At 35.4% G+C, this 22,119-nt stretch carries 20 protein-coding genes, 1 pseudogene and 1 other annotated feature; of the genes and pseudogenes, 8 read left to right on the forward strand and 13 right to left on the reverse strand.

Annotation, left to right across the window (positions count from 1 at the left end; translation table 11 throughout):
• The first annotated feature begins 8 nt into the window (after positions 1 to 8).
• Positions 9 to 1,928: a PTS fructose transporter subunit IIABC gene (locus tag AC4BC5_RS00285; protein WP_490496187.1), complete on the forward strand. Its 1,920-nt coding sequence runs from the start codon at positions 9 to 11 to the stop codon at positions 1,926 to 1,928.
• 19 nt (positions 1,929 to 1,947) lie between these two features.
• Here the strand turns inward: AC4BC5_RS00285 and AC4BC5_RS00290 are convergent, their stop codons facing one another.
• Entirely contained in the window at positions 1,948 to 3,270 is a 1,323-nt protein-coding gene (locus tag AC4BC5_RS00290; protein ID WP_490496188.1) for a hypothetical protein, read from the reverse strand.
• 130 nt (positions 3,271 to 3,400) lie between these two features.
• Here AC4BC5_RS00290 and AC4BC5_RS00295 point away from each other — a divergent pair, with 130 nt between their 5' ends.
• Positions 3,401 to 3,553: an SPJ_0845 family protein gene (locus AC4BC5_RS00295; RefSeq protein WP_490496189.1), complete on the forward strand. Its 153-nt coding sequence runs from the start codon at positions 3,401 to 3,403 to the stop codon at positions 3,551 to 3,553.
• Positions 3,554 to 3,597: 44 nt separating this feature from the next.
• Here AC4BC5_RS00295 and yihA read toward each other — a convergent pair whose 3' ends face one another.
• The 4 genes from yihA to AC4BC5_RS00315 all read right to left on the reverse strand — a co-directional run bounded on the left by yihA (position 3,598) and on the right by AC4BC5_RS00315 (position 7,595).
• Complete coding sequence (yihA, locus tag AC4BC5_RS00300; RefSeq protein WP_490496190.1) at positions 3,598 to 4,182, reverse strand: ribosome biogenesis GTP-binding protein YihA/YsxC; 585 nt, start codon at positions 4,180 to 4,182, stop codon at positions 3,598 to 3,600.
• 62 nt (positions 4,183 to 4,244) lie between these two features.
• Entirely contained in the window at positions 4,245 to 5,489 is a 1,245-nt protein-coding gene (gene clpX, locus AC4BC5_RS00305) for an ATP-dependent Clp protease ATP-binding subunit ClpX (RefSeq protein WP_490496191.1), read from the reverse strand.
• A 198-nt stretch (positions 5,490 to 5,687) separates the two neighbouring features.
• Positions 5,688 to 6,761: a zinc-ribbon domain-containing protein gene (locus AC4BC5_RS00310; protein WP_490496192.1), complete on the reverse strand. Its 1,074-nt coding sequence runs from the start codon at positions 6,759 to 6,761 to the stop codon at positions 5,688 to 5,690.
• 18 nt (positions 6,762 to 6,779) lie between these two features.
• Entirely contained in the window at positions 6,780 to 7,595 is an 816-nt protein-coding gene (locus AC4BC5_RS00315; protein ID WP_490496193.1) for a serine hydrolase, read from the reverse strand.
• A 203-nt stretch (positions 7,596 to 7,798) separates the two neighbouring features.
• Here AC4BC5_RS00315 and AC4BC5_RS00320 point away from each other — a divergent pair, with 203 nt between their 5' ends.
• Positions 7,799 to 8,239 carry an NUDIX hydrolase gene (locus AC4BC5_RS00320; protein WP_490496194.1) on the forward strand — a complete coding sequence of 147 codons (441 nt, stop codon included), beginning with the start codon at positions 7,799 to 7,801 and terminating at the stop codon, positions 8,237 to 8,239.
• 209 nt (positions 8,240 to 8,448) lie between these two features.
• Positions 8,449 to 8,622, forward strand: a pseudogene (locus AC4BC5_RS00325) (transposase); the annotation flags it as partial.
• 114 nt (positions 8,623 to 8,736) lie between these two features.
• On the opposite strand, the gene tig reads toward AC4BC5_RS00325, so the two are convergent.
• From tig to AC4BC5_RS00350, 5 genes are all read right to left on the reverse strand, one after another.
• Positions 8,737 to 10,017 (reverse strand): trigger factor, encoded by a 1,281-nt coding sequence (tig, locus tag AC4BC5_RS00330; protein ID WP_490496195.1) that lies wholly within the window; start codon positions 10,015 to 10,017, stop codon positions 8,737 to 8,739.
• A 116-nt stretch (positions 10,018 to 10,133) separates the two neighbouring features.
• Positions 10,134 to 11,051, reverse strand: a complete 918-nt coding sequence (locus AC4BC5_RS00335) for a hypothetical protein (RefSeq protein ID WP_490496196.1) — start codon at positions 11,049 to 11,051, stop codon at positions 10,134 to 10,136.
• A gap of 150 nt (positions 11,052 to 11,201) precedes the next feature.
• Positions 11,202 to 11,855, reverse strand: a complete 654-nt coding sequence (locus tag AC4BC5_RS00340; RefSeq protein ID WP_490497575.1) for an RDD family protein — start codon at positions 11,853 to 11,855, stop codon at positions 11,202 to 11,204.
• Positions 11,839 to 12,861, reverse strand: coding sequence for a signal peptide peptidase SppA (gene sppA, locus AC4BC5_RS00345; RefSeq protein WP_490496197.1), 1,023 nt, complete (start codon positions 12,859 to 12,861; stop codon positions 11,839 to 11,841). Before sppA ends, AC4BC5_RS00340 begins: the two co-directional genes overlap by 17 nt.
• A 15-nt stretch (positions 12,862 to 12,876) precedes the next feature.
• Entirely contained in the window at positions 12,877 to 13,161 is a 285-nt protein-coding gene (locus AC4BC5_RS00350; protein WP_490496198.1) for a hypothetical protein, read from the reverse strand.
• A 383-nt stretch (positions 13,162 to 13,544) separates the two neighbouring features.
• On the opposite strand from AC4BC5_RS00350, the gene glmS reads away from it, so the two are divergent.
• Positions 13,545 to 15,356 carry a glutamine--fructose-6-phosphate transaminase (isomerizing) gene (gene glmS / locus AC4BC5_RS00355; protein ID WP_490496199.1) on the forward strand — a complete coding sequence of 604 codons (1,812 nt, stop codon included), beginning with the start codon at positions 13,545 to 13,547 and terminating at the stop codon, positions 15,354 to 15,356.
• Positions 15,357 to 15,396: 40 nt separating this feature from the next.
• Here the strand turns inward: glmS and namA are convergent, their stop codons facing one another.
• Positions 15,397 to 16,413: an NADPH dehydrogenase NamA gene (namA, locus tag AC4BC5_RS00360; protein ID WP_490496200.1), complete on the reverse strand. Its 1,017-nt coding sequence runs from the start codon at positions 16,411 to 16,413 to the stop codon at positions 15,397 to 15,399.
• 57 nt (positions 16,414 to 16,470) lie between these two features.
• Positions 16,471 to 17,892, reverse strand: a complete 1,422-nt coding sequence (locus AC4BC5_RS00365; RefSeq protein ID WP_490496201.1) for a glycoside hydrolase family 1 protein — start codon at positions 17,890 to 17,892, stop codon at positions 16,471 to 16,473.
• A 157-nt stretch (positions 17,893 to 18,049) separates the two neighbouring features.
• On the opposite strand from AC4BC5_RS00365, the gene AC4BC5_RS00370 reads away from it, so the two are divergent.
• From AC4BC5_RS00370 to AC4BC5_RS00380, 3 genes are all read left to right on the forward strand, one after another.
• A complete protein-coding gene (locus AC4BC5_RS00370; RefSeq protein ID WP_490496202.1) occupies positions 18,050 to 18,808 on the forward strand; it encodes a tyrosine-protein phosphatase in 759 nt (252 codons plus the stop codon).
• Positions 18,809 to 18,986: 178 nt separating this feature from the next.
• Positions 18,987 to 19,228 (forward strand) — a binding site (T-box leader).
• 48 nt (positions 19,229 to 19,276) lie between these two features.
• Positions 19,277 to 20,101 carry a MetQ/NlpA family ABC transporter substrate-binding protein gene (locus AC4BC5_RS00375; RefSeq protein ID WP_490496203.1) on the forward strand — a complete coding sequence of 275 codons (825 nt, stop codon included), beginning with the start codon at positions 19,277 to 19,279 and terminating at the stop codon, positions 20,099 to 20,101.
• Positions 20,102 to 20,292: 191 nt separating this feature from the next.
• Positions 20,293 to 20,475 carry a hypothetical protein gene (locus AC4BC5_RS00380; RefSeq protein ID WP_207940770.1) on the forward strand — a complete coding sequence of 61 codons (183 nt, stop codon included), beginning with the start codon at positions 20,293 to 20,295 and terminating at the stop codon, positions 20,473 to 20,475.
• An 86-nt stretch (positions 20,476 to 20,561) separates the two neighbouring features.
• On the opposite strand, the gene thrC is transcribed toward AC4BC5_RS00380, so the two are convergent.
• A complete protein-coding gene (gene thrC / locus AC4BC5_RS00385; RefSeq protein WP_490496204.1) occupies positions 20,562 to 22,046 on the reverse strand; it encodes a threonine synthase in 1,485 nt (494 codons plus the stop codon).
• Positions 22,047 to 22,119 lie beyond the last annotated feature (73 nt).

A 22,119-nucleotide genomic window follows, 5' to 3' on the forward strand; every position in this document is an offset into this window, starting at 1 on the left:
TCTATACCATGCAAATTAATGACTTATTAATCAAAGACGCAATGATCATGGATTTACAAGCAACTGATAAAAAGGGTGCTATCGATGAAATGATTCAAAAAATGTACGATGCTGGCAGAATTTCTGATATCGAAACTTATAAAGAAGGAATTCTTGCTCGTGAAGCTCAAACTTCTACAGGCTTAGGTGATGGAATTGCCATGCCTCACGCAAAAAACGCGGCTGTTAAAGAAGCGACAGTTTTATTTGCTAAAAGCAAACATGGAGTTGACTACGAAGCCTTAGATGGTCAACCAACTTATCTATTCTTTATGATTGCCGCTCCAGAAGGCGCCAACGATACTCATTTACAAGCGTTAGCTGCGTTATCTCGTCAGCTAATCAACCCTGATTTTGTTGCAAAACTAAAAACTGCTAAGACTCCTGAAGAAGTTCAAGCAACATTTGCCGAAGCTGAGAAAGTTGAAGCTGAAGAAAAAGCTGCCGAACAAGCAGCCACAACAACTGAAACAACAAGTGATCGTCCACTGATTGTAGCTGTAACAGCTTGCCCGACTGGTATTGCTCATACGTATATGGCAGAAGATTCTTTGAAGAAAAAAGCAAAGGAAATGGGTGTAGATATCCGAGTTGAAACAAATGGTTCTGAAGGAATTAAAAACCGTTTGACAGCTCAAGATATTGAGCGTGCCGCTGGCGTTATCGTTGCAGCTGATAAAAAAGTTGAAATGGCTCGTTTTGATGGCAAACATTTAGTTAACCGTCCAGTTGGTGATGGTATTCGTAAAACAGAAGAATTAATTAATCTTGCTTTAAGTGGTTCTGCTCCAATTTATCATGGCGACGGTAGTGCTTCTTCTGAAGAATCAAATGAAACAGGTTCTGTTGGACAAGAAATCTACAAAAACTTAATGAATGGTGTTTCTCATATGTTACCATTCGTAATTGCTGGTGGTATTTTAATTGCGATTGCCTTTATGGTAGATAATTTCCTTGGTGTTCCTCAAACACAAGAAGCCTTATCTCAATTAGGTAGCTACAATGAAGCTGCAAGATGGTTTAAACAAATTGGTGATGCTGCATTTGGCTTTATGTTACCGATCTTAGCTGGTTTTATCGCAATGAGTATTGGTGATCGTCCTGGTTTGGTTGCAGGTTTCGCTGCAGGTGCCTTAGCTAATGCTGGTGGTGCTGGATTTTTAGGCGCCCTACTTGGTGGTTTCATTGCAGGTTATGTTATCGTCTTCTTACGTAAATCATTAAAAGGTCTACCAAAATCATTAGACGGTATCAAAGCTATTTTATTCTATCCTTTCTTTGGATTATTAATTACTGGTTTTATTATGTTATTAGTAAATGTTCCAATGAAAGCAATCAATGATGGCTTAAACGGCTTCTTACAAAGTTTAGATGGTGCCAATGCTGCATTATTGGGTGCATTACTAGCTGGTATGATGGCAGCCGATTTAGGTGGACCAATCAACAAAGCAGCTTACGTATTTGGTACAGGTACAATCGCTGCAACTGTTGCTCAAGGTGGTAGTGTTGTAATGGCTGCTGTTATGGCAGGCGGTATGGTTCCTCCATTGTCAATTTTCGTTGCAACTCGTTTATTTAAAAACAAATTTACTAAACAAGAAAATGAAGCTGGTTTGACAAACATTATTATGGGATTATCCTTTGTAACTGAGGGTGCTATTCCATTTGCTGCAGCTGATCCATTACGCACAATTCCAAGTTTTATTGTTGGATCAGCATTAACTGGTGGTCTAGTTGGTGCATTTGGTATTCGTTTAATGGCTCCTCACGGTGGTATCTTCGTAGTGCCACTATTATCAAATCCTTTATTATATTTAGGCTTTGTAGTTATTGGTGCTATTGTATCTGGTATCTTATTAGGTACTTTAAGAAAACCAGTCGCAAAATAAGAAGAAGCGTCGAGTATACTTACATACTCGGCGCTTTTTCTATAGGGTAAATGGAACTCAGCGGTAAAAGTTCGACTTGCAGCTGAACTTCTCCTTTTTTAACAGAAAACCCGCTTTTTTTTCTTCCCACTTTTTCTTTGCTAAATAAAACATCTGACATCTGCTCTTTTAGTTTTGATAAAGGAACTTTACTAACATATTCATCGGGTAAAAAAAAGGTAATAACTGGTGTATAATACTTATATTTTTTATCTTTAAAATCAACGGCTAAATATTGACGCAAATAAAATTCATACGCTTCTAACCCTTCATCAACTGTTTGATCCACAAATAACGTTATCACAGTCTTCATCTTGCGCTGTCGCTCATTAATTAAAGGGAAATACGCTTGTGTATTTAAAGCACCTTTTATTCGACTGACCTTTTCTTCTTTTGTCATTGGATTATACATACGCGTAACAAAATGTGTAGCTTGACTTTTTGGAGTTGGTTGTAAAAAATCGTTTTGATATTGAATAATTTGCAATAAATTAGACGAAGTGCGGTATTCCACAAAAGGTTCCCGTAATACCCCTACACTATTTAACCAACTCAATTGATCAATTCCTAATTGATTACGGAACATTCGTTGAAAATATAAATTTGCTGGTGTATCCCAACGATAGGGATCTTTATATAATTCTACTAAAATTGTGCCATTCGTAAATTCGTCTACTCTATCAACTTGCTGAACTTCTCTAATCAAATCCAGAGGCAAAATCGCGCTATACGAAGGACTAAAGTACATTCTCCAACAAGAAGTTAAGCAAAATCCAATATGAAAAATATCAAATCCCGCAAAATAATTCCCATCAATAATCACTTCACCTTGTATATTTTTCTTTTTCGGATAGTTTACCATTTCTTCTTCGGATTCAATTATTTTTCGGTAATTGGGTTGTTCAATATTGTGATATAAAAATTCATCATAGGAACGAATATAAGCAAAGATAGCTCTTTCCATACGAATGCTTACATAATCAAAAATCATTTGACGCTGTTGCTCAAATTGTTCTTTAGTAAAATAATGACGTTCAAACAACACTCCATTATGGCATTGAATAACGCTTTCACTCCATTGGTCATGTATTCTTAAGACAAAATTATCCATAGTCACCGCAGATTCAATCATATTGTCCTGGTTCTTTACTGAAAAAGGTAAAATTTGTTGATTAAGCTCAATATATAAAGGATCAAATACAATCCGACCGAATGATAAGCCATTTCTAAGCCATTCATGATACCGCTTCCCTTTTTGCGGTACAGTTTGTATGTAGCAATACATTTTCTCTGTCAGTTGCATTTAATCACCTCCTAAATGTCTCTTTCCTATTTATTGTAACATATGTATTTTCTTTCAGTGGAATGAAAAAGATTTTTTACGTGTATCTTCAGACTTTTCATGCTAAACTTTCTTTAGTGGAGGTGACAACATGAGTTTAAAATTCCAACGTGATGATTCTTTGGATAAGAAATTTGAAGAATTTGCATTTTTTCCTGATGAGAAGAAAGAAGATAAGCCTGACATTGAGCGTTTCTTAAATCCGACACCTAAGAAAAAAGAGACTGATGAAAAAGATAAATAAAAAAGAAGTGTTACAAACAGACTATTTCTGAATGTAACACTTCTTTATTTAATTGCTTCTTCAATCGCTTGCCAAGCTTCATCTTTTCCTTGTTTTGTAACTGATGAAAAAAGAATAAATGTGTCTGTTTTATCAAAATCTAACGCTTTTTTGATAACACTTTCATGCTTATTCCACTTTCCACGTGGAATTTTATCAGCTTTTGTCGCAACAACAATCACAGGGATTTCATAGTATTTCAAGAATTGATACATTTGAATATCCTCTTGGCTTGGTGCATGACGCAAATCAACTAACGAAACAACTGCTCGTAATTGTTCACGTTGTGTTAAATATGTTTCAATCATTTTACCCCATTTTGCACGCTCTGTTTTAGAAACTTTTGCGTAACCATACCCAGGTACATCTACAAAATGTAACGCATCTTCAATTAAGTAAAAATTCAGTGTTTGTGTTTTACCTGGTTTTGAAGAAGTTCGCGCCAAGTTCTTTCTATTAATTAATGTATTAATGAAAGAGGATTTTCCAACATTCGAACGCCCTGCTAAAGCAATTTCAGGTAATTCTGTATCTGGATATTGTGCTGGAGCTACAGCACTAATCACAATATCGGCTGAATGAACTTTCATATTAGCCATCCTTTCTTAAAAACAGGAAACCGGATAGAAAAATCACTATCCGGTTTATTACCTTACCCTGCTTTTTTTTCTTCTTTGTAACTGATTACTGGTTCTGCTTCACCTTTAGCAGCAGCTTCGGTAATAGTTACTTTTTCAATTTCAGCTTTTGATGGAGCTTCAAACATAACATCCATCATAATGTCTTCAATAATTGAACGTAGACCACGAGCACCTGTATTGCGTTCGATAGCTTTTTTCGCAATAGCTACTAATGCGCCATCTTCAAATTCAAGTTCGGTATCATCTAATGACATTAGTTTTTTATATTGTTTTACTAAGGCATTTTTAGGCTCGGTTAAAATATGAACCAAATCATTCGTAGTTAATTTATCTAAAGCTGCCATAACTGGTAAACGCCCGATAAATTCTGGAATTAAACCAAATTTCAACAAATCTTCTGGAATGATATGTTTCATCACACTCTCATCGTCAGCAATTTTTTGATTGTTTGAACCAAAACCAATTGTTTTTTCACCCATTCGGTTTTTAACAATCGTTTCAATCCCATCAAATGCTCCACCTACAATAAAGAGAATATTAGTTGTATCAATTTGAATCATTTCTTGATGTGGATGTTTACGGCCACCTTGAGGAGGAACGCTTGCTGTGGTTCCTTCTAAAATTTTAAGCAACGCTTGTTGTACACCTTCACCAGAAACATCACGTGTAATTGATACATTTTCACTTTTACGCGCAATTTTGTCAATTTCATCGATGTAAATAATCCCTTTTTCAGCACGCTCTACATTATAGTCAGCTGATTGTAACAGCTTCAACAGGATGTTTTCAACATCTTCACCAACATAACCAGCTTCCGTTAAACTTGTTGCATCTGCAATTGCAAATGGCACATTTAAACTTCTAGCTAAGGTTTGCGCTAAAAATGTTTTACCAGACCCAGTTGGTCCGATAAGACAAATGTTACTTTTTTGCAGTTCTACATCGTCTTCTTCTGTTTTTTCTACATTTACGCGTTTATAATGGTTGTAAACCGCAACGGCTAATGCACGTTTCGCACGATCTTGTCCAATCACGTATTCATTTAAGACATCCAGAATTTCTTTTGGTTTTGGTACTTCCATAAATTCACGAATCGCTTCTTCGTAGAACTCTTCGTCAATGATTTCTTTACATAATTCAATGCATTCATCACAAATGTAGACACCAGGACCAGCTACGATTTTCTTCACTTCTTCTTGTGCTTTTCCACAAAAAGAACAGCGTATCGGTTCATTTCCGTTAGTATTGTCGTACATGGTGTTCACCCCTTGATTTTTCTTTCCGACTGGAAAAAAACATTTCTGACTTTAACAGTCTTTATCCATTTTAGCATAGTTTTCTAGAAAGAAAAAGCCTTTAAGCCTTGATAATTAAGCTTTCTTAATCTAAAAATTTTCTGATAATAAATGTGTATGATAAAAAGACCAAGCGATTTTTTTCGCTTGATCTTTTCTTTAATTAGTAATCCATACTTCATTGACACCATTGCCTTTAGCTGACCCGTCAGTCAGAACTAAGCGTCCGGTAAATGAAGTATAACCATATAAGACTTGGCTTCCACCATTCTCCCATTTAATTGTGATTCTCGCGTTTGGATGAACTGTTTTCGTTGCAGGCATTTTCGTTGGGTTTTGTTCATTGGTTTCATAACTCAAGACATCGCCGCTATAATTTTCGACAGCTGCTTTTCCAGCTTGCGATCCCTTTGATACTTTACCATCTACACCAATCGTTAATGATGCTTGTCCTTGTCCTTCTACGAAATAAACACCGTATCCCGTTGCCCATTGTGCAAATTCTCCAACAAAGACAGGCTCACCTTTTTCTTCTTTCTTTTCCGCTTTTTCTTTTTTTGCTTGTTCTTCTTTAGCTTTTTGTTCTTGTTCCGCTTTTTTCTCTTCTGCTGCTTCTTTTGCCTTTTCAGCTTCAATTGCTGGTTGGTTTTGTGCATGAATTTGATCCACAATTTTTTTCACTGAGGCATATTCTGAACGCGCTAAGACATCTTCTGGAATGGCACTTAATTCTAACTCCGATTCTGAATAATTTCCTTCGTCGGCCAAACGTTGAGCATTTTCAAGAATATCATCATATTTAGCACTCACAGGTTCTTCTGAACTGACAGTTGTTGATTCGACTGTACTTGAAGTGGTCGAAAGACTCATTGTTTCAGTCGTTGAGAAACCAGTAGCTTCTGTCTCACCTGCTTCTGGTTTTGTTATAAAAACAGATAATAAAAACCACACTGCTAAACAAATGCCACAGACAATTAAAAGCAGCGTAATAATTAATGGATACAGCCTTTTCTTCTTAGCTAATTCTTTTCGCTCAGCTTTAATTGGTGAAATTTTTTTTGCAACCACTGGGTTAGGTGACGTTTTTTCAGGTATTTCCTTAGGTGCCTCTTTCATTGCTTTTTCTATCACTGGTACTTCTTTTGGGATTTCTTTTTCCACTTTTGTTCCACATTGACCGCAAAAATTTGCTCCTTCAAGTAATTCTTCGCCACAATTCGGACAGTACTTCATTTTTTACACTTCCTTTTACTAATCATGCCACGCTTCTAACGCAAAGTTACCAATCGCTTCACGCACAACCCCATTACCATAAATATCTGTTGTTAAAACAACAATAGCCATTGGGGTTTCATCGTCTAGAATCAAGGCTATATCATTTTCAACATGTTCCAGTTCACCAGTCTTATTGGCAATCACTACGTCCTCAGGAAACTTACTAGGTATTTTAGTCCGAACTGTTTGACCCAATAATAATTGCAACATTTCCGCATAGGGAGACTGGTCTTGATGAATATAAATATTTTCTAAAAAGGTCAAAACATCTTTGACTGAGGTATAATTTTCCAAGCCTTGTGCTTGCGCTGCTTCATCTAGCATTCTTCTTTGCAATTTTGTTGATGGATATTGGTTAATAATTTCTTCATTTAATGTTTCCAAACCAATATAATCAATCAAGATATTAGTTGCTTGATTATCACTAGTTTGAATCATTAAGCGAACTAATTCCTCAATCGGGTAGCCAGAAATCTCCAAGGTACGATCTAGATGCTTATAAACATATTCCATGATAAATACTTTAATCACACTAGCAGCGACAAAAGGCTCTTCTTTAGAATGGGATAGTTCTTTCTTTTCGTTAAAATAATACACTCCATATGCAACTTTTTCAGCGCTAGCAAACAGCTCACTGTCATCCAATAAATTCTCTTGAAAACTACTTGAAGATGGTATTGCTGTTTCTAAAGTTTCTTCACGACTAGAATTGGTTGTTTCATTAATAGTTGCTTGGGTCTCTTGTACATCTCTTGTTTTTTGAGAATAGATACCACTGCCAATGGCAAGCACCAGGAAAATTATTCCAAGTTTTTTTAATTTGATGTTTGCACACTCCTTTAAACGAAACAAAAATAATTATCACTATAGAATTATACCGTAACAAAACGATGAAAAGCAAACTGTTCCCTGTTTTTGTAAAAACAAAGAAATATTGTCTTTTAATTTATTTAAGAATATGATAAAAATGACTTACTTAAAAGGAGGTTTTTTTTATGGATGATTTAACACTTGAAATAGCAGGTGGAAAACTGAATATCCGCGTTGCCGCATGGATTGAAAAAGAAAACCAGTTACTCGTAGCTATGTATCCCGATGGTACTATCTCTTTACCTGGTGGTCGTCTTAAATTTTCTGAAACAACATTAGAAGGGATTTGTCGTGAAATATTCGAAGAAACTGGTGAGCAATTAATGGAAGCAAAGCTGTGGGCAATTATCGAAAATTTCTTTCAACAGGAAAAAAAGCAGTATCATGAATTGCTCTACGTCTATCGTGGCACAATTTCAACTAAAGAAGGGTATATGAGCGAGTCTGAAGAAGAACTTATTCGCTGGATGCCTAAAAATAAACTCACTACACTAAAACCTCATTGCCTCCAAAAACTAAGTTCAGCTAATACCTCTTTACTCATTCATTTAGTAAATATTGATTAGCAAAAAAAAGCACTGCACTATAGGGGCTGATGAATCAGAAAGGATTCGCCAGCCCCCTTCATTCACTTTAGATATCAAAACATATCATTCTTCTGTATGATTAAATCACAACAAAATAATTTACTGAGAGGACGATATGTTCTATAAATAATCCTATCAAAAAAACGTCTCTAAAGATTAGATGAGACATTTACAGTCAACCTCTATAAAATCTTTTAAATCATGAAGAAGGGATTCGTAATGCCCTGATTTCTCCTTATTCCAATAGCAAAATAGACGCGAAGAATACACATACAAAAACACTAAAATGCGTATCTTATGGATTTAAATCATTTAAGAATATGAAAATAAGAAGCTTGCTACTCAATCAGTTGATTAAAGTAAACAAAAAAAATCCAAAACAGAAGCTTTCACTTTCTGTTTTGGATTTCCTTCAGTCTAACTCATCAATTCTTATTGACAAAGAGTCAAAAAACCAAATCGTTTTGAACTTAAAATTATGCTTCAACAGCAGTAGAAGTGATTAAATCTACAGCTTTCTTCATGTTGATGTCATGTTTTAACATGTCTTCTGTAAGTACACGACGTACTTGAGCTTCTGGCATGTTATAAGCTTCTGATAATTCTTTAATTTCTGCTTCAACTTCTTCTTCAGTAGCTTCTAAGCCTTCAGCAGCCACGATAGCTTCAATTACAAGGTTAGTTTTCACACGAGTATCAGCTTCGCCTTCGAATTGTTTGTGTAAGTCAGCTTCAGTAGAACCAGTTAATTGGTAGTACATTTCTGGGTTAATCCCTTGGCGTTGCATGTTATTTAAGAATTCATCCATTGCACGGTGAACTTCATCGTGAACCATTACATGTGGTAGTTCAACGATTTCAGCATTTTCAACCGCTTGACGAATAGCTGCTTCTTCAACGGCTTCTTTCGCTGCTTTTTCTTTATTTTCTTGGATTTCAGCACGGAATTTTTCTTTTAATTCTGCTAAAGTTTCAACGCTATCGTCAACATCTTTTGCAAATTCATCGTCTAATTCTGGAACTTCTTTACCTTTTACTTCATGTACAGTTACTTTGAAGACAGCTTCTTTACCAGCTAAATCTTCTGCTTGGTAATCTTCTGGGAAAGTAACAGTTACTTCTGTGTTATCGCCAGCTTTTTTACCAACTAATTGTTCTTCAAAACCTGGGATGAATGAACCTGAACCTAATTCAAGTGAATAATTTTCGCCTTTTCCACCTTCAAAAGCTTCATCGCCTAAGAATCCTTCAAAATCAATCACTACTGTATCACCTTCAACAGCAGCGTCTTCTTTGATGACTAATTCAGCTTGTTGTTCTTGTTCGCGTTTTAAGCGAGCATCCACATCTTCTTCTGTTACTTCACTATCTTGTTTTTCAACAGTTAGATTTTTGTATTCGCCTAACTTAACTTCAGGTTTAACTGTTACTTCAGCTTTAATTACCCAAGCTTCACCTTTTTCCATGCTTTCAACATCGATTTTAGGTTGAGCTACTGGATCAATACCAGCTTCTTGGACAGCTGCTTCATAAGCTTCTGGCAATACAGCGTTTAAAGCATCTTCATATAATGCTTCTTCACCGTACATACGATTAAATACTGTACGAGATACTTTACCTTTACGGAACCCTGGTACACTAAGGTTTCCTTTCACACGATTGAAGGCTGTTGTTAAGCCTTTTTGAATTTCTTCTTGAGCAATTGAAAAAGTTAATTCACCATTATTGGTGCCTGTTTTTTCCCATTTTGCAGTCATGTATTTCCCTCCGAATTAACAAATAAATTTACATATGAAATAGTTTCATGCATACCTTTAAATAGTACACTATGCCTTGAAAAATGTAAACATTTTGAATGCAACTTCCAATTTTTCTACAGCAATTTTTGATAAATTTCTCTAAGCTCCTGCTTTTTCAATTGAATTCTTTCATAGTTTTGCAATTGTTCAGCAGCTGTTTCATCGCCAAAGAGGCTTTTATATTCTAATAAATAGCTTTCTAACCATAATGCGACATCGGATTCATCAGGTAAAAAAGGATACATCAAAGCAAAATGTGCCTGGATTTCAGCAATAAGCATTTCTTCTAATTGAACATCTTTTAATGCCTTTTTCTTCAATAATTTATACACTTCTTGCAACGTAGCTGTTTTTTCTAATAAGACTAATTCAGAAAGATGAACTATTTTGCCATGAATCATCACTTCATCATCTGCTCCAATTTTCACTAACTCTTCTACAAGTTTAGGAATTATAAAAGGATTTTGCGCTATCGGTAGAAATTCTTGGCACATCCGCAAGAAATTAGAAAATGAACTGTTTTTCAACCATTCATTCCAGTCTTTCTGAGGCACTGGATATCCACTACTCTCCCACTGTTGCAATTGTTGCTTTTTCACCACTTGCTCATTAGTCCCGATAACTTCTTGAGCAAATTCTAATTTTTCCAAATCTTGTCTCAGTTCGTTCAAAGGCAATGAAGTCTGTTGCAACCAGCTATGTACAGCTAAATATTGACCATCTAACATCAATAAACGCAAATACATTTCAAAACTAGTTGGATTATTCAAGAAATCTTCTAAATAATCTTCAGCTAATTCCAATGCTTTTGTAAATTCACCTAAATTTTGCAAAGTTTCTACTAATCTTTGGCAGTGTCGGAAGGTCGGTTCTAATTGGTACAATTGTTCGAATAATCGTTTAGCTGTTAAAAATTCTTGTTCTTCGATTTTTTTATTTCCATTTACCCATAAGCGTTCAGCTTCATTAGGAAAGGATAAAATTTCTGACATTCTATTACCTTCTTTCTTTTCAAATATAAGTAGAATGGTCGCTTGAGTTACTTTAAGAATGAAATATCCGAACTATTAAGAGTTTGCTTTGAATCGCAAATCCACTTTATAGCTCGGGTATCTTTCTATCTTTATTCAAGTCAGAATGGCTTAAATTTGAACTTGCTTATTAAAAGCCTTAATCATATTTAACGTCACCACACTCGTATCTGTTAAGTAATCACCTGCATGTTGTTTACGTTTAGTAAAAGCCGTAGGTAAATAACCTAAATATAAAAACGGATTTGCTTGTAAAACAAAACGGCAAGCAACTTCACGGACTAGGACCGTTTGCCAAGAAAGTTCTTCTTCTTTCAAAGCAATTACTCGAATCCCAAAAATCATTTTCCCAATGGTTTGACCATGATTTAATTTCGTTAGTAATGTGAAATAAGCTAAATAGATGCTTATACTCAATAATCCATAAACACTAAATAATGAGGTAGATATTGGTAAGTGTAACGCTCGAAAAATGACATTAATTAAAATTTCGGTAATAGCAGAAATACAGAGAATATCAATTAAAAATGCCCAAAAGCGAATCCAAAACCCCGCATAAAAATAGGTGGGAAAGTCATTGATTGGTGGTTCTTTGGATGATTCCTCAAAACGTTTCCACGCTACTTGTTTCTGTTCAATCTCTTCTTCTGTATATTCTTTCTCTTTAAAAGAAGTGAGTATTTGTTGATAAAAATCATCTGGATGATCAGGAGTAGCTGATTTTTTCTTATCTTCCAACGGATTCATATTATTCACCTCCATAATAATATAAAGGTTTCGGGGCATCTGGTGTGCCAATACTTTCAATAATATTCAACACTCGACTACTTTCAGATGGTTTCAACCCTTGAACCTCAGCTAATTTTGAGCCAAACCAAGTATTTGCAAAACCCGTTGCTGAAAGCTCATATTCAATTAATTCAGCATTTTCTAGTTGTTGCTCTGTTCGTAATGCTTCAAGTGCTTCTTCTGGGAAACCTAACGCGTCTATCAAGCCATTATCCAGAGCTTGTTGGCCATCATAAATACGACCATCCGCAATTTTCCGCACTTGTTCTTCTGGCATTTGACGACCTTCTGAGACAATTTTTACAAAACGATTATAGGAATTATTTACAAATGTTTGCAATACTTCTTTATCAGCAGTTGTTGGCTTTCTTGCACCAGAACCGACATCTTTTAATGCACCACTTTTATAAGTCGCATCCTCAATACCTAATTTTTCAAATAATCCCGCATAGTTGATTCCGCTCATAATGACACCAATAGAGCCTGTAATTGTTTCCTCTGTGGCAAAAATTTTATCAGCCGAGGCGGAGATATAGTAACCACCACTTGCAGCCATTTGCGTCATTGTTACGTAAATTGGCACATCTAATTCTTGAATTTTACGAATTTCTTTAGCAATCTCTGCACTTTGATAGACGCCCCCGCCTGGTGAATTTACTTCTAATAGTACACCAGCAATCGTTGGATCATTTTGAATTTGTTTTAACTGCTCTAAAAAAACTTGGTGATTATATCCTTCTGTTGCAAACAGACTACTACCTGTATCAGAAATTTCACCTTCTACATAAAGATGCGCAATTCGCTGCTGCTCATCTCCAGGTTCAACCACATACTCAGCTAGTTCATTGGTTCCATAAAGCAGGGCATTTAAACCACTTAGAGTATCCGTCTCCTCTTGTTTAGGCTTTATTAACACTGCAATTCCTGAAAAAATAAATAATCCAACGGCAATTGCTACCGCAACCCATCTCCTTGTATTCATTGACAGCCTCCTTTATCAATATAAATTTTCAATGACAATTACTTCTTCTATTGGTCCATCTGCATTCATTTTTTCTGCTTTTTCAACCAATGCATATCCTCCAAAAAATTCTTCTGTTAAGACATCTTGCACTTTAAACGAACGTGATTTCTTAACTTGAATTGATTCTGGCAAAATTTCTTGTAGGCTATCCCAACCAGTATCTAACATGACTTTTGTCTCATCAGATATATTCGCATTTTCTAACTTCTGTACAATTTCTTTTAACTCTTTAAAAGTCATTGCTTGAACTTCTGACATACAATCCCCTCTTTCTCTCTTATTGTATCGAATTCGCTTAAATTTTGATAGAGAAAACCTGTTTTCTTGCGTTTTTAATACCTTTATTTTTAGACCAATTTAATTTTATTTATTTTTTTATTGACTTATAACGCGATTATGTATATGATTACCAATGTATTTCTAAAAAAACATCAACTATCAAAAGACTATACCAATTAAAAGCGCCAGATCTATTACCAAACATTTAATAGATGACGAGGACAGAGCTTATCGAATATTCGGCGGGTGGCTCTAGGGTCTGCACTCTACAGACAAGTACAAAAAAGGCTGTGAAGTCTTCACAAAAAACTTGTCGTGCAGTTAGAAATACATAATGACAAAAAGAAAGTAGGAAACTCATTATGTGCGGAATTGTAGGAATCGTAGGAAAAGAACATGCAGAAAAAATTATTATTAGCGGATTGGAACGTTTAGAGTATCGTGGGTACGACTCAGCAGGTTTATTTGTTTCTGACAAACAAAACAACCATTTAATTAAAGCACAAGGTCGTATTAAAAATTTAGAAGAAAAAATGACAGAAGAAGTTAACGGAACAATCGGTATTGGTCATACTCGTTGGGCAACACATGGAAAACCATCCGAAGAGAACGCCCATCCACACACTTCACAAAATGGTCGCTTGGTCCTTGTTCATAATGGTGTAATTGAAAACTTTGAAGAAATTCGTCAGATGTACTTAACAGATGATACCTTTTATGGTGAAACAGATACTGAAATTGCCGTTCATCTAGTTGCAACTCTAATGGAAAATGAACAACTTTCAACAAAAGAAGCTTTTCAAAAAGCCCTAACAATTATTCAAGGCTCCTATGCTTTTGCTTTAGTGGACAAAGAGGACGGCGAAACAATCTACGTTGCCAAAAATAAAAGCCCACTATTAATCGGTCTAGGTGATGGTTTTAACGTTATTTGTAGTGACGCTTTAGCAATGTTGGATCAAACAAGTCATTTTGTGGAAATTGTTGATGGCGAAATGGTTACTGTGACTGCTGAAGGTATCCAAATTGAAGACGAAAAAGGGAACAATGTTTATCGCGAATCTTATGAAGCACAGTTGGATTTAACAGATATTGAAAAAGGTACCTATCCTTATTACATGCTAAAAGAAATCGATGAACAACCTGCCGTTATGCGTCGCTTGGTTCAAGAATATCAAGCAGAGAATGGCGAAACTAAATTAGATCAAGAATTAGTTGATGAAGTCATTACTAGTGATCGTATTTACATCGTTGCTTGTGGAACTAGTTACAATGCTGGTTTAGCTGCCAAACAATTGATTGAAAAAACAACAGAAATTCCTGTTGAAGTTCACCTATCAAGTGAGTTTGGTTACAACATGCCATTATTGTCGCAAAAACCATTCTTCATTTTCTTAACACAAAGTGGTGAAACAGCAGATAGTCGTCAAGTATTGGTACAAATTAATCGTTTAAACCATCCTTCATTAACTATTACAAACGTGCCTGGCTCAACTCTTTCACGTGAAGCAAAATACACTTTATTACTACATGCTGGTCCAGAAATTGCCGTAGCCTCAACAAAAGCTTATACTGGACAAATTGCTGTTTTAGCTTTATTTGCTAAAGGTATTGGTGAAGTTAAACAAATCGCAGCTGCCCAAGAATTTGATGTCTTCCATGAATTAGCATTGGTTGCTTCTGCTATGGAAACAATGATTAGTGAAAAAGCGATGATTTCACAATTAGCAGAAGACTATTTGACAGGAACACGGAATGCTTTTTATATTGGTCGTGGAAATGATTATTATGTTTCCTGCGAAGCTTCTTTAAAATTAAAAGAGATTTCATATATCCAAGCAGAAGGTTTTGCAGCGGGTGAATTAAAGCATGGAACTATTGCCTTGATTGAAGATGGTACACCAGTTATCGGGGTCATCACTGAAGCTCATACAGGTGCTCATACACGTGGTAACCTAAAAGAAGTTGAAAGTCGTGGTGCAAAAACGGTTGTGATTGTTAGTGAAGATTTAGCGAAGCCAACTGATCAATTAGTTTTACCAAATGTACACCCATTATTAACTTCTCTAGTTTCTGTTATCCCGACACAACTAATCGCTTATTTCGCTACTTTACAACGTGGTTACGATGTTGATAAACCTCGTAACTTAGCAAAATCCGTTACTGTAGAATAATCAAAAAGCTTGTCAGCAATCGCCTGACAAGCTTTTTTTGTTAAAACAACCAACCACGACGATATTGCTCAAGTCCTTCTATTTCTGTATGCAGTTCCTTGGCAGCCTGATATGCCCAATAAGGATTGCGTAACAGCTCTCTACCTAAAAAAATTAAATCAGCGCGTTCATTTTTTAAAATTTCTTCTGCTTGTATCCCTGTTTGAATTAAACCGACAGCTCCAGTTGGTATTTCAGCTTCTTTACGAATCAATTCTGCAAATGGAACTTGATATCCTGGATAAACGTCAATCGATGTCGACACAACAGCACCTGAACTAACATCAACTAAATCTACAGCTTGCGCTTTTAACCATTGAGCAATAGGAACATAGTCAGTTGGTGTCATACCACCTTTTACATAATCATTAGCGGATATACGCACAAAAAGAGCTTTATCCCACACCTCACGAACCGCATAAACAACTTCTTTTAACAAGCGATAACGATTTTCTAAAGAGCCACCATATTCATCTTTACGATGATTTGCCAAAGGTGATAAAAATTCATTAATTAAATACCCATGTGCTGCATGGATTTCCACCATATCAAAGCCCGCTTTTTGAGCACGAATTGCCGCTTGACGAAAGGCTGTGACAACGTCTTGAATATCTGCTACAGTCATCTCTTGTGGTGTTTTTGACTGCGCATCAAATGCAATTGCTGATGGTGCAAAAATCGTTCCAGGTAGTTCAGCTTTTCTGCCTGCATGTGCTAATTGAATGCCCACAGCAGCACCACTGTCTTTCACCTCGTTTGTAATCTTTTGTAATCCTTTAATCTGTTGATCTGACCAGATACCTAAGTCATTCACACTGATACGCCCTTCTGGTTTAATTGCTGTAGCTTCTAGAATTACTAAACCCACTTGTCCTACCGCACGTGAAGCATAATGCGTAACATGCCAAGGCGTTACTTCTCCGTTTTCTGCGGAATACATGCACATCGGCGACATCACAATACGATTCTTTAATTTTAAATTTCGAAATTCAATTGGTTCAAATAATTTTTTGGTCATCCCTTTTTTCTCCCTGCGATTGAAAAACACTCCCTAAAACTAGGAAGTGCTTAACAATTATTTTTCTCTCAAGCTTTCACCATTTGTTTCGATCACTTTTTTATACCAGTTAAAGCTTTTTTTCTTGTAACGCTTTAATGAACCTGAACCGTCATCGTTGCGATCAACATAAATGAAACCATAACGTTTTGACATTTGGGCAGTCGATGCGCTTACTAAGTCAATACATCCCCAAGAAGTATATCCCATTACTTCTACGCCATCTTCAATTGCTCTACCAACTTGTACCAAATGATCATTCATATAATCAATTCGGTAATCATCAATAACCGTTAATTCTCCATCTGCTCCTTCAATTAATTTATCCGCAGCTCCTAACCCATTTTCAACAATAAATAATGGTACTTGGTAACGATCATAAAATTCATTTAAGACAACATATAACCCTTTAGGATCAATTTGCCAACCCCAATCAGAAGCTTCTAAATATGGATTGGGGAAACCGCCTAAGATATTCCCCCGACCGCGTTCATACTTTTCTGGTGTTGCAGTTGCTGTGATACTCATATAATAACTAAATGAGATAAAGTCCACAGTGTGTGTTGCTAATAACTCTTCATCACCTTCAGCAAATTGAATTTCAATGTTGTTATTTTCAAAATACTTTTTAATGTAATTCGGATATTTTCCACGTACATGAATATCTGAAAATAAATAGTTTTGACGATCCGCTTCTAATTTTGCTACTACATCATCTGGGTTAGGGGTCATCGGATAAGTAGGCATTGCCAAAACCATACAACCAATTTGGAAATCTGGATTAATTTCATGACCAATCTTAGTTGCCAGGGCACTTGCCACTAATTCATGGTGAATTGCTTGGTATAAGTCTTGTTTTGATAATTTTTCTGGAGGTGTTGCAATTCCCCCACTCATAAAAGGTGCATGTAAAACAGAATTTATTTCATTAAAGGTTAACCAATACTTCACTTTATCCTTATAACGTGTGAAAATAGTACGCACATATGTTTCATAAAAATCAATCAATTTACGATTTGTCCAACCGTCATATTTACGAGCTAAGTGTAATGGCGTTTCATAATGTGAAATTGTAATTAAGGGCTCAATACCATATTTTAAACATTCATCAAATACTTTATCATAGAAAGCTAAGCCAGCTTCATTTGGCTCACTTTCATCTCCTTTTGGAAAGATACGTGACCATGCAATAGACGTACGATAAACTTTAAAACCCATCTCTGCTAACAATTTAATATCTTCTTTATAGTGATTATAAAAATCAATTCCAACTAATTTTAAATTATCTTCTGTTGGCTCATCAGTAATTGGTCCAAAACCACCTTTTGGCGTTACGTCTTGAACTGACCAACCTTTTCCATCTGCATCATAGGCTCCTTCATATTGGTTTGCAGCTGTAGCTCCACCCCACAAGAAGTTCTCCGGAAATTTTTTAACCATTTCCCCACGTCCTTTCAAATTTTAATACGTTGTAAACACATCCATTATAATCATTTTATAATAAATATTCAAAATTATTTTTAGCTCACACTTTTTTAAATTATGTTATGATACTCTATATAAATAATTAGTAAATTGATATAAAGGAGGCCAACTAATGAAAACTATTACAAATTTTCGAGATTTAGGCGGATTAGTCAATCGCCAAGGTCAAACTATTTTACCTAAAAAATTATTACGATCAGGCGAACTCTCACGTATTTCTCTAGAGGAACAAGCGCAATTAATTAACAACTATCAATTGGAAAAAATTGTAGATTTGCGCTCCCAAGAAGAAGTGATTGAACGACCGGATAAAGCATTTAATAACATAGATTATATCCATATTGATATTTTCCAAAATATCAATGATGAAGGTGCAAGTTTAGGAGATTTTATTAAAATTGGCTCTGCCGAACGAGCACGTGAGTACATGCATGAAATTTATCATACAATGACGATAAATCCTGGTGCTCAAGCTGGTTTTTCAAAAATGATTGAAGCTGCCTTAAGTGTCTCAGAAAAAAATAGTTTCTTATTTCATTGTTTTGCAGGAAAAGATCGAACTGGTATATCTGCCGCTTTGTTGTTAGAAATATTAGATATCCCGCAATCCACGATTTATCAAGATTATTTAGAAACAAATACCTTACGTGTCAAAGAAAATCAAGAAATTATTCAGCTTACCAAAGACAATGGCGCTCCTAAAGAAGTAACAGATGCGCTAGATGTCGCACTAAATGTTGAGACGGAATTTTTAGATACATTTTATCAGACTGTTACTAATGAATTTGGCAGTATGGACAATTACCTAACTAATACATTGCATATTTCAAAAAATATGCAGAAAGATTTACGTACATTATTGCTTGATTGATTTATTGTATTGCTCATACTCCTTTCTCTGATTTCAGAAATAACTTGAAAGACTATCCGTTTATTCGATAGTCTTTTTTTACGATAACAAAAAGCTATCATAACTCTGAAACCCTTGCTATTTAGACTTATCTCCGTTGACACGCTATTTTTCCTTTGTTATGATTCAAATCAAATCAACAAACACGTTGATAAAGAGAGTAGCACCTATCCTTTTTCCAACAGAGAGTCTCGGTAGCTGAGAAGAGATGAAAATGTAGGTGTGAACATGACTTTGGAGTGATTGCGATGACTCATCCATGATAGTCGCAAGCGGATGCTTCCGTTATCAAGCAGAAGTAAGAACCTTTACTTCATGAGTTGCGTGATTGTGAAATGCGCATAAATCAAGGTGGTAACATGTCATCCGTACATCCTTAGAAGAATGAATTCTTCTAGGGATTTTTTTATTACACAAGGAGGAAATTAAATGAAAAAATCAGTATTAAGTGGGATTGTCGGTTTAGTTGGAACGGTGCTTTTATTATCGGGATGTGGCAATACAAATCAAACTGAAAGCACCAACATTCGTGTTGGAACCTCTCCAGGACCTTACAGTGAATTATTTTTAGAAGGTATCAAACCTATCTTAGAAAAGAAAGGTTATCAAGTAACTGAAACAGCTTTTGATGCCCTTTTACAAGCAGATGTTGCACTCAATGAAGGGGAAATTGATGTCAATGTGGACCAGCACACGGCTTATCTAGAAAACTTTAATGAAAACAGTGAAGCAAATTTAGTTGGCTTGGTCTCTATTCCAACAGTTCCTGCTGGGCTTTTTGGCGGACGCAAAGACAGCTTGAAGCAAGTTGGAGAAGGCGATACAATCGCTATTCCTGAAGACGCATCCAACACTGCTCGGGCGTTACTCCTATTAGAAAAAGCAGGTTGGATTAAACTAGATGAAACGATTGAACCAGTGGCGGCAACAACCAGTAATATTAAAGAAAACACCTTAGATTTAGATATTGTTGCTATGGATTCTGCTCAAATCCCTCGAAGCCTACAAGATATTGATTTTGGCGTAATTCCCGGAAGCATTGTGTATAGTGCTGAAATTCCTGCTGAAAATAGTTTATTAAGCGAAGATATTTTAAAAGAATATGAATTAGTGGTCACTGTCGATAAACAGAATGCGAATGAACAATGGGCAAAAGATATTGTTGCTGCCTATAAATCTGATGAATTTACAGATTTTTTAAAAGGAAAAAATCAAGATAATTATTGGTTCATTCCAGCTGATTTGCAAAAGTAAGAATTTTAAGTGATGCACACAGATGTACTGATGATAACTCAACTAAAACTGTTTCTCTTTGCTGACATTTGATACTAGCAAAGAAAAATATGAGCAGCTTTAATTTATGACTTGAAATGGGAAATAAAGTAGAATTTTAAAAGATTATTAGATACAATAAAACCATCCTAGTAAAGATAGAAGGTTTTTAAATGTCTGCAAAACGTTTTATTCAGTTATTTGTTTGCTATTTTGCTTCAATCGTTGTCGCAATCTTATTGGCAAACGTATTTCCCATTACAAATCAATGGGTATATATGCTAGTCGTTAGTATAATTGGTTATATTGTATTAACTGTGCCACTTACTATCATGACTGTTATGAAGAAAAAATAAATGCAGTTGCCGCAAAGCAAAATAAACGATCCGAGCAATAGAACTGAAATGCAGTCTCTATTATTCGGATCGTTATTTTTAATTGATTAGTTCACGCCTAAGATATCTTCCACACAGGCTTTCATATCGCCTACTGCAATCACACGCTTATGAAGAATTGGCGCATCATCAAGCTCCGTTACCGCTTTTGGAATTATTACATTGGATAATTCATTTAATTCATGAACTAATTCAAAATCATCCTTATCTGTTACAGTGTTAGTTAAAGCTTCAACAACTACACGAGGGAATTTATAAGGACTGGCAGTTGAAACAATTAATGCTGGTAAATCTGATTTTTGTTGATATTTGTCTAAGACACCTACTGCCACGGCAGTATGCGGATCAATCACATAATTAGCTTCTTGATATACTTTTTTAATCGCTTGTTTTGTTTCTTCTTCCGTTGCAAAATCACCGTAAAACTCAGCTAATTTTTCTTTCATCTCCGGCGTAATTTCATACGAACCAGCTACACTTAATTGGTCCATTAATTCTTTGGTTTTTGTTACATCATCGCCTGTTAGATGGAAAATTAAACGTTCTAAGTTACTTGAAATCAAAATATCCATCGATGGTGAAGAAGTAACAAAAAATGGACGATTGCGGTCGTAAACACCAGTTTGAAAGAAATCCGTTAATACTTTATTAGGATTTGATGCACAAATCAACTGATTAAACGGTACACCCAATTGTTTGGCATAATACCCTGCTAAGATATTACCAAAATTTCCAGTAGGCACTGAAACATTGATTTGTTCGCCATTTTTAATTTCTCCAGCTTTGACTAATTGTGCATAGGCGTATACATAATAAACTACTTGTGGAATCAAACGACCAATATTAATCGAATTCGCAGAAGAGAACTGTTTACCATTTTCTGCTAATTTTTGTTTTAAAGCTTCATCATTAAATAAAGCTTTAACAGTTGATTGAGCATCATCAAAATTCCCATCAATGGCCACAACATACGTATTGTCACCTTTTTGCGTAACCATTTGTTTTTCTTGAATTTTGCTGACGCCATCTCTTGGATAAAAGACAATAATTTTTGTTCCTGGAACATCTGCAAAGCCAGCCATTGCTGCTTTTCCTGTATCGCCAGAAGTAGCTGTCAAAATAACAATTTCTGAATCAACACCATTTTTTTTGGCAGAAGTTGTCATCAAATACGGTAAAATTGATAATGCCATATCTTTAAAAGCAATTGTTGAACCATGGAATAATTCTAAATAATACTGATTATCTTTTTTTACTACAGGTGCAACTGCTGCATCATCAAATTTTTCATCATATGCTGAATTAATACAATGACGTAATTCTTCTTCTGTAAAGTCAGGATAAAATGCGCTCATAATAGTAAAAGCGATTTCTTGGTAGCTTTGTTTTGCTAATTCATCAAAATTTAATGTAAGTTTTGGTAATTCCGTTGGCACATACAAGCCACCATCTGTCGCTAAACCTTGTAGAATTGCTTGCGAAGCTGATACGATGTTTTGTGCATCTCGTGTGCTTCTATATAATAAAGTCATACATTGCTCTCCCTTAGAAAAATTTTATTTTAATTATTTTATCATTTTTTAGGAAAATAGACTACAACGAAGC

It is taken from the genome of Enterococcus sp. AMC2644 (assembly GCF_058216475.1).

Excerpts from the sequence above, each read along its gene's own strand:
- AC4BC5_RS00285 (WP_490496187.1), top strand. The coding sequence starts at position 9 with ATGCAAATTAATGACTTATTAATCAAAGACGCAATGATCATGGATTTA.
- AC4BC5_RS00290 (WP_490496188.1), bottom strand. The coding sequence starts at position 3,270 with ATGCAACTGACAGAGAAAATGTATTGCTACATACAAACTGTACCGCAA.
- AC4BC5_RS00295 (WP_490496189.1), top strand. The coding sequence starts at position 3,401 with ATGAGTTTAAAATTCCAACGTGATGATTCTTTGGATAAGAAATTTGAA.
- yihA (WP_490496190.1), bottom strand. The coding sequence starts at position 4,182 with ATGAAAGTTCATTCAGCCGATATTGTGATTAGTGCTGTAGCTCCAGCA.
- clpX (WP_490496191.1), bottom strand. The coding sequence starts at position 5,489 with ATGTACGACAATACTAACGGAAATGAACCGATACGCTGTTCTTTTTGT.
- AC4BC5_RS00310 (WP_490496192.1), bottom strand. The coding sequence starts at position 6,761 with ATGAAGTACTGTCCGAATTGTGGCGAAGAATTACTTGAAGGAGCAAAT.
- AC4BC5_RS00320 (WP_490496194.1), top strand. The coding sequence starts at position 7,799 with ATGGATGATTTAACACTTGAAATAGCAGGTGGAAAACTGAATATCCGC.
- tig (WP_490496195.1), bottom strand. The coding sequence starts at position 10,017 with ATGACTGCAAAATGGGAAAAAACAGGCACCAATAATGGTGAATTAACT.
- AC4BC5_RS00335 (WP_490496196.1), bottom strand. The coding sequence starts at position 11,051 with ATGTCAGAAATTTTATCCTTTCCTAATGAAGCTGAACGCTTATGGGTA.
- sppA (WP_490496197.1), bottom strand. The coding sequence starts at position 12,861 with ATGAATACAAGGAGATGGGTTGCGGTAGCAATTGCCGTTGGATTATTT.
- AC4BC5_RS00350 (WP_490496198.1), bottom strand. The coding sequence starts at position 13,161 with ATGTCAGAAGTTCAAGCAATGACTTTTAAAGAGTTAAAAGAAATTGTA.
- glmS (WP_490496199.1), top strand. The coding sequence starts at position 13,545 with ATGTGCGGAATTGTAGGAATCGTAGGAAAAGAACATGCAGAAAAAATT.
- namA (WP_490496200.1), bottom strand. The coding sequence starts at position 16,413 with ATGACCAAAAAATTATTTGAACCAATTGAATTTCGAAATTTAAAATTA.
- AC4BC5_RS00365 (WP_490496201.1), bottom strand. The coding sequence starts at position 17,892 with ATGGTTAAAAAATTTCCGGAGAACTTCTTGTGGGGTGGAGCTACAGCT.
- AC4BC5_RS00370 (WP_490496202.1), top strand. The coding sequence starts at position 18,050 with ATGAAAACTATTACAAATTTTCGAGATTTAGGCGGATTAGTCAATCGC.
- AC4BC5_RS00375 (WP_490496203.1), top strand. The coding sequence starts at position 19,277 with ATGAAAAAATCAGTATTAAGTGGGATTGTCGGTTTAGTTGGAACGGTG.
- AC4BC5_RS00380 (WP_207940770.1), top strand. The coding sequence starts at position 20,293 with ATGTCTGCAAAACGTTTTATTCAGTTATTTGTTTGCTATTTTGCTTCA.
- thrC (WP_490496204.1), bottom strand. The coding sequence starts at position 22,046 with ATGACTTTATTATATAGAAGCACACGAGATGCACAAAACATCGTATCA.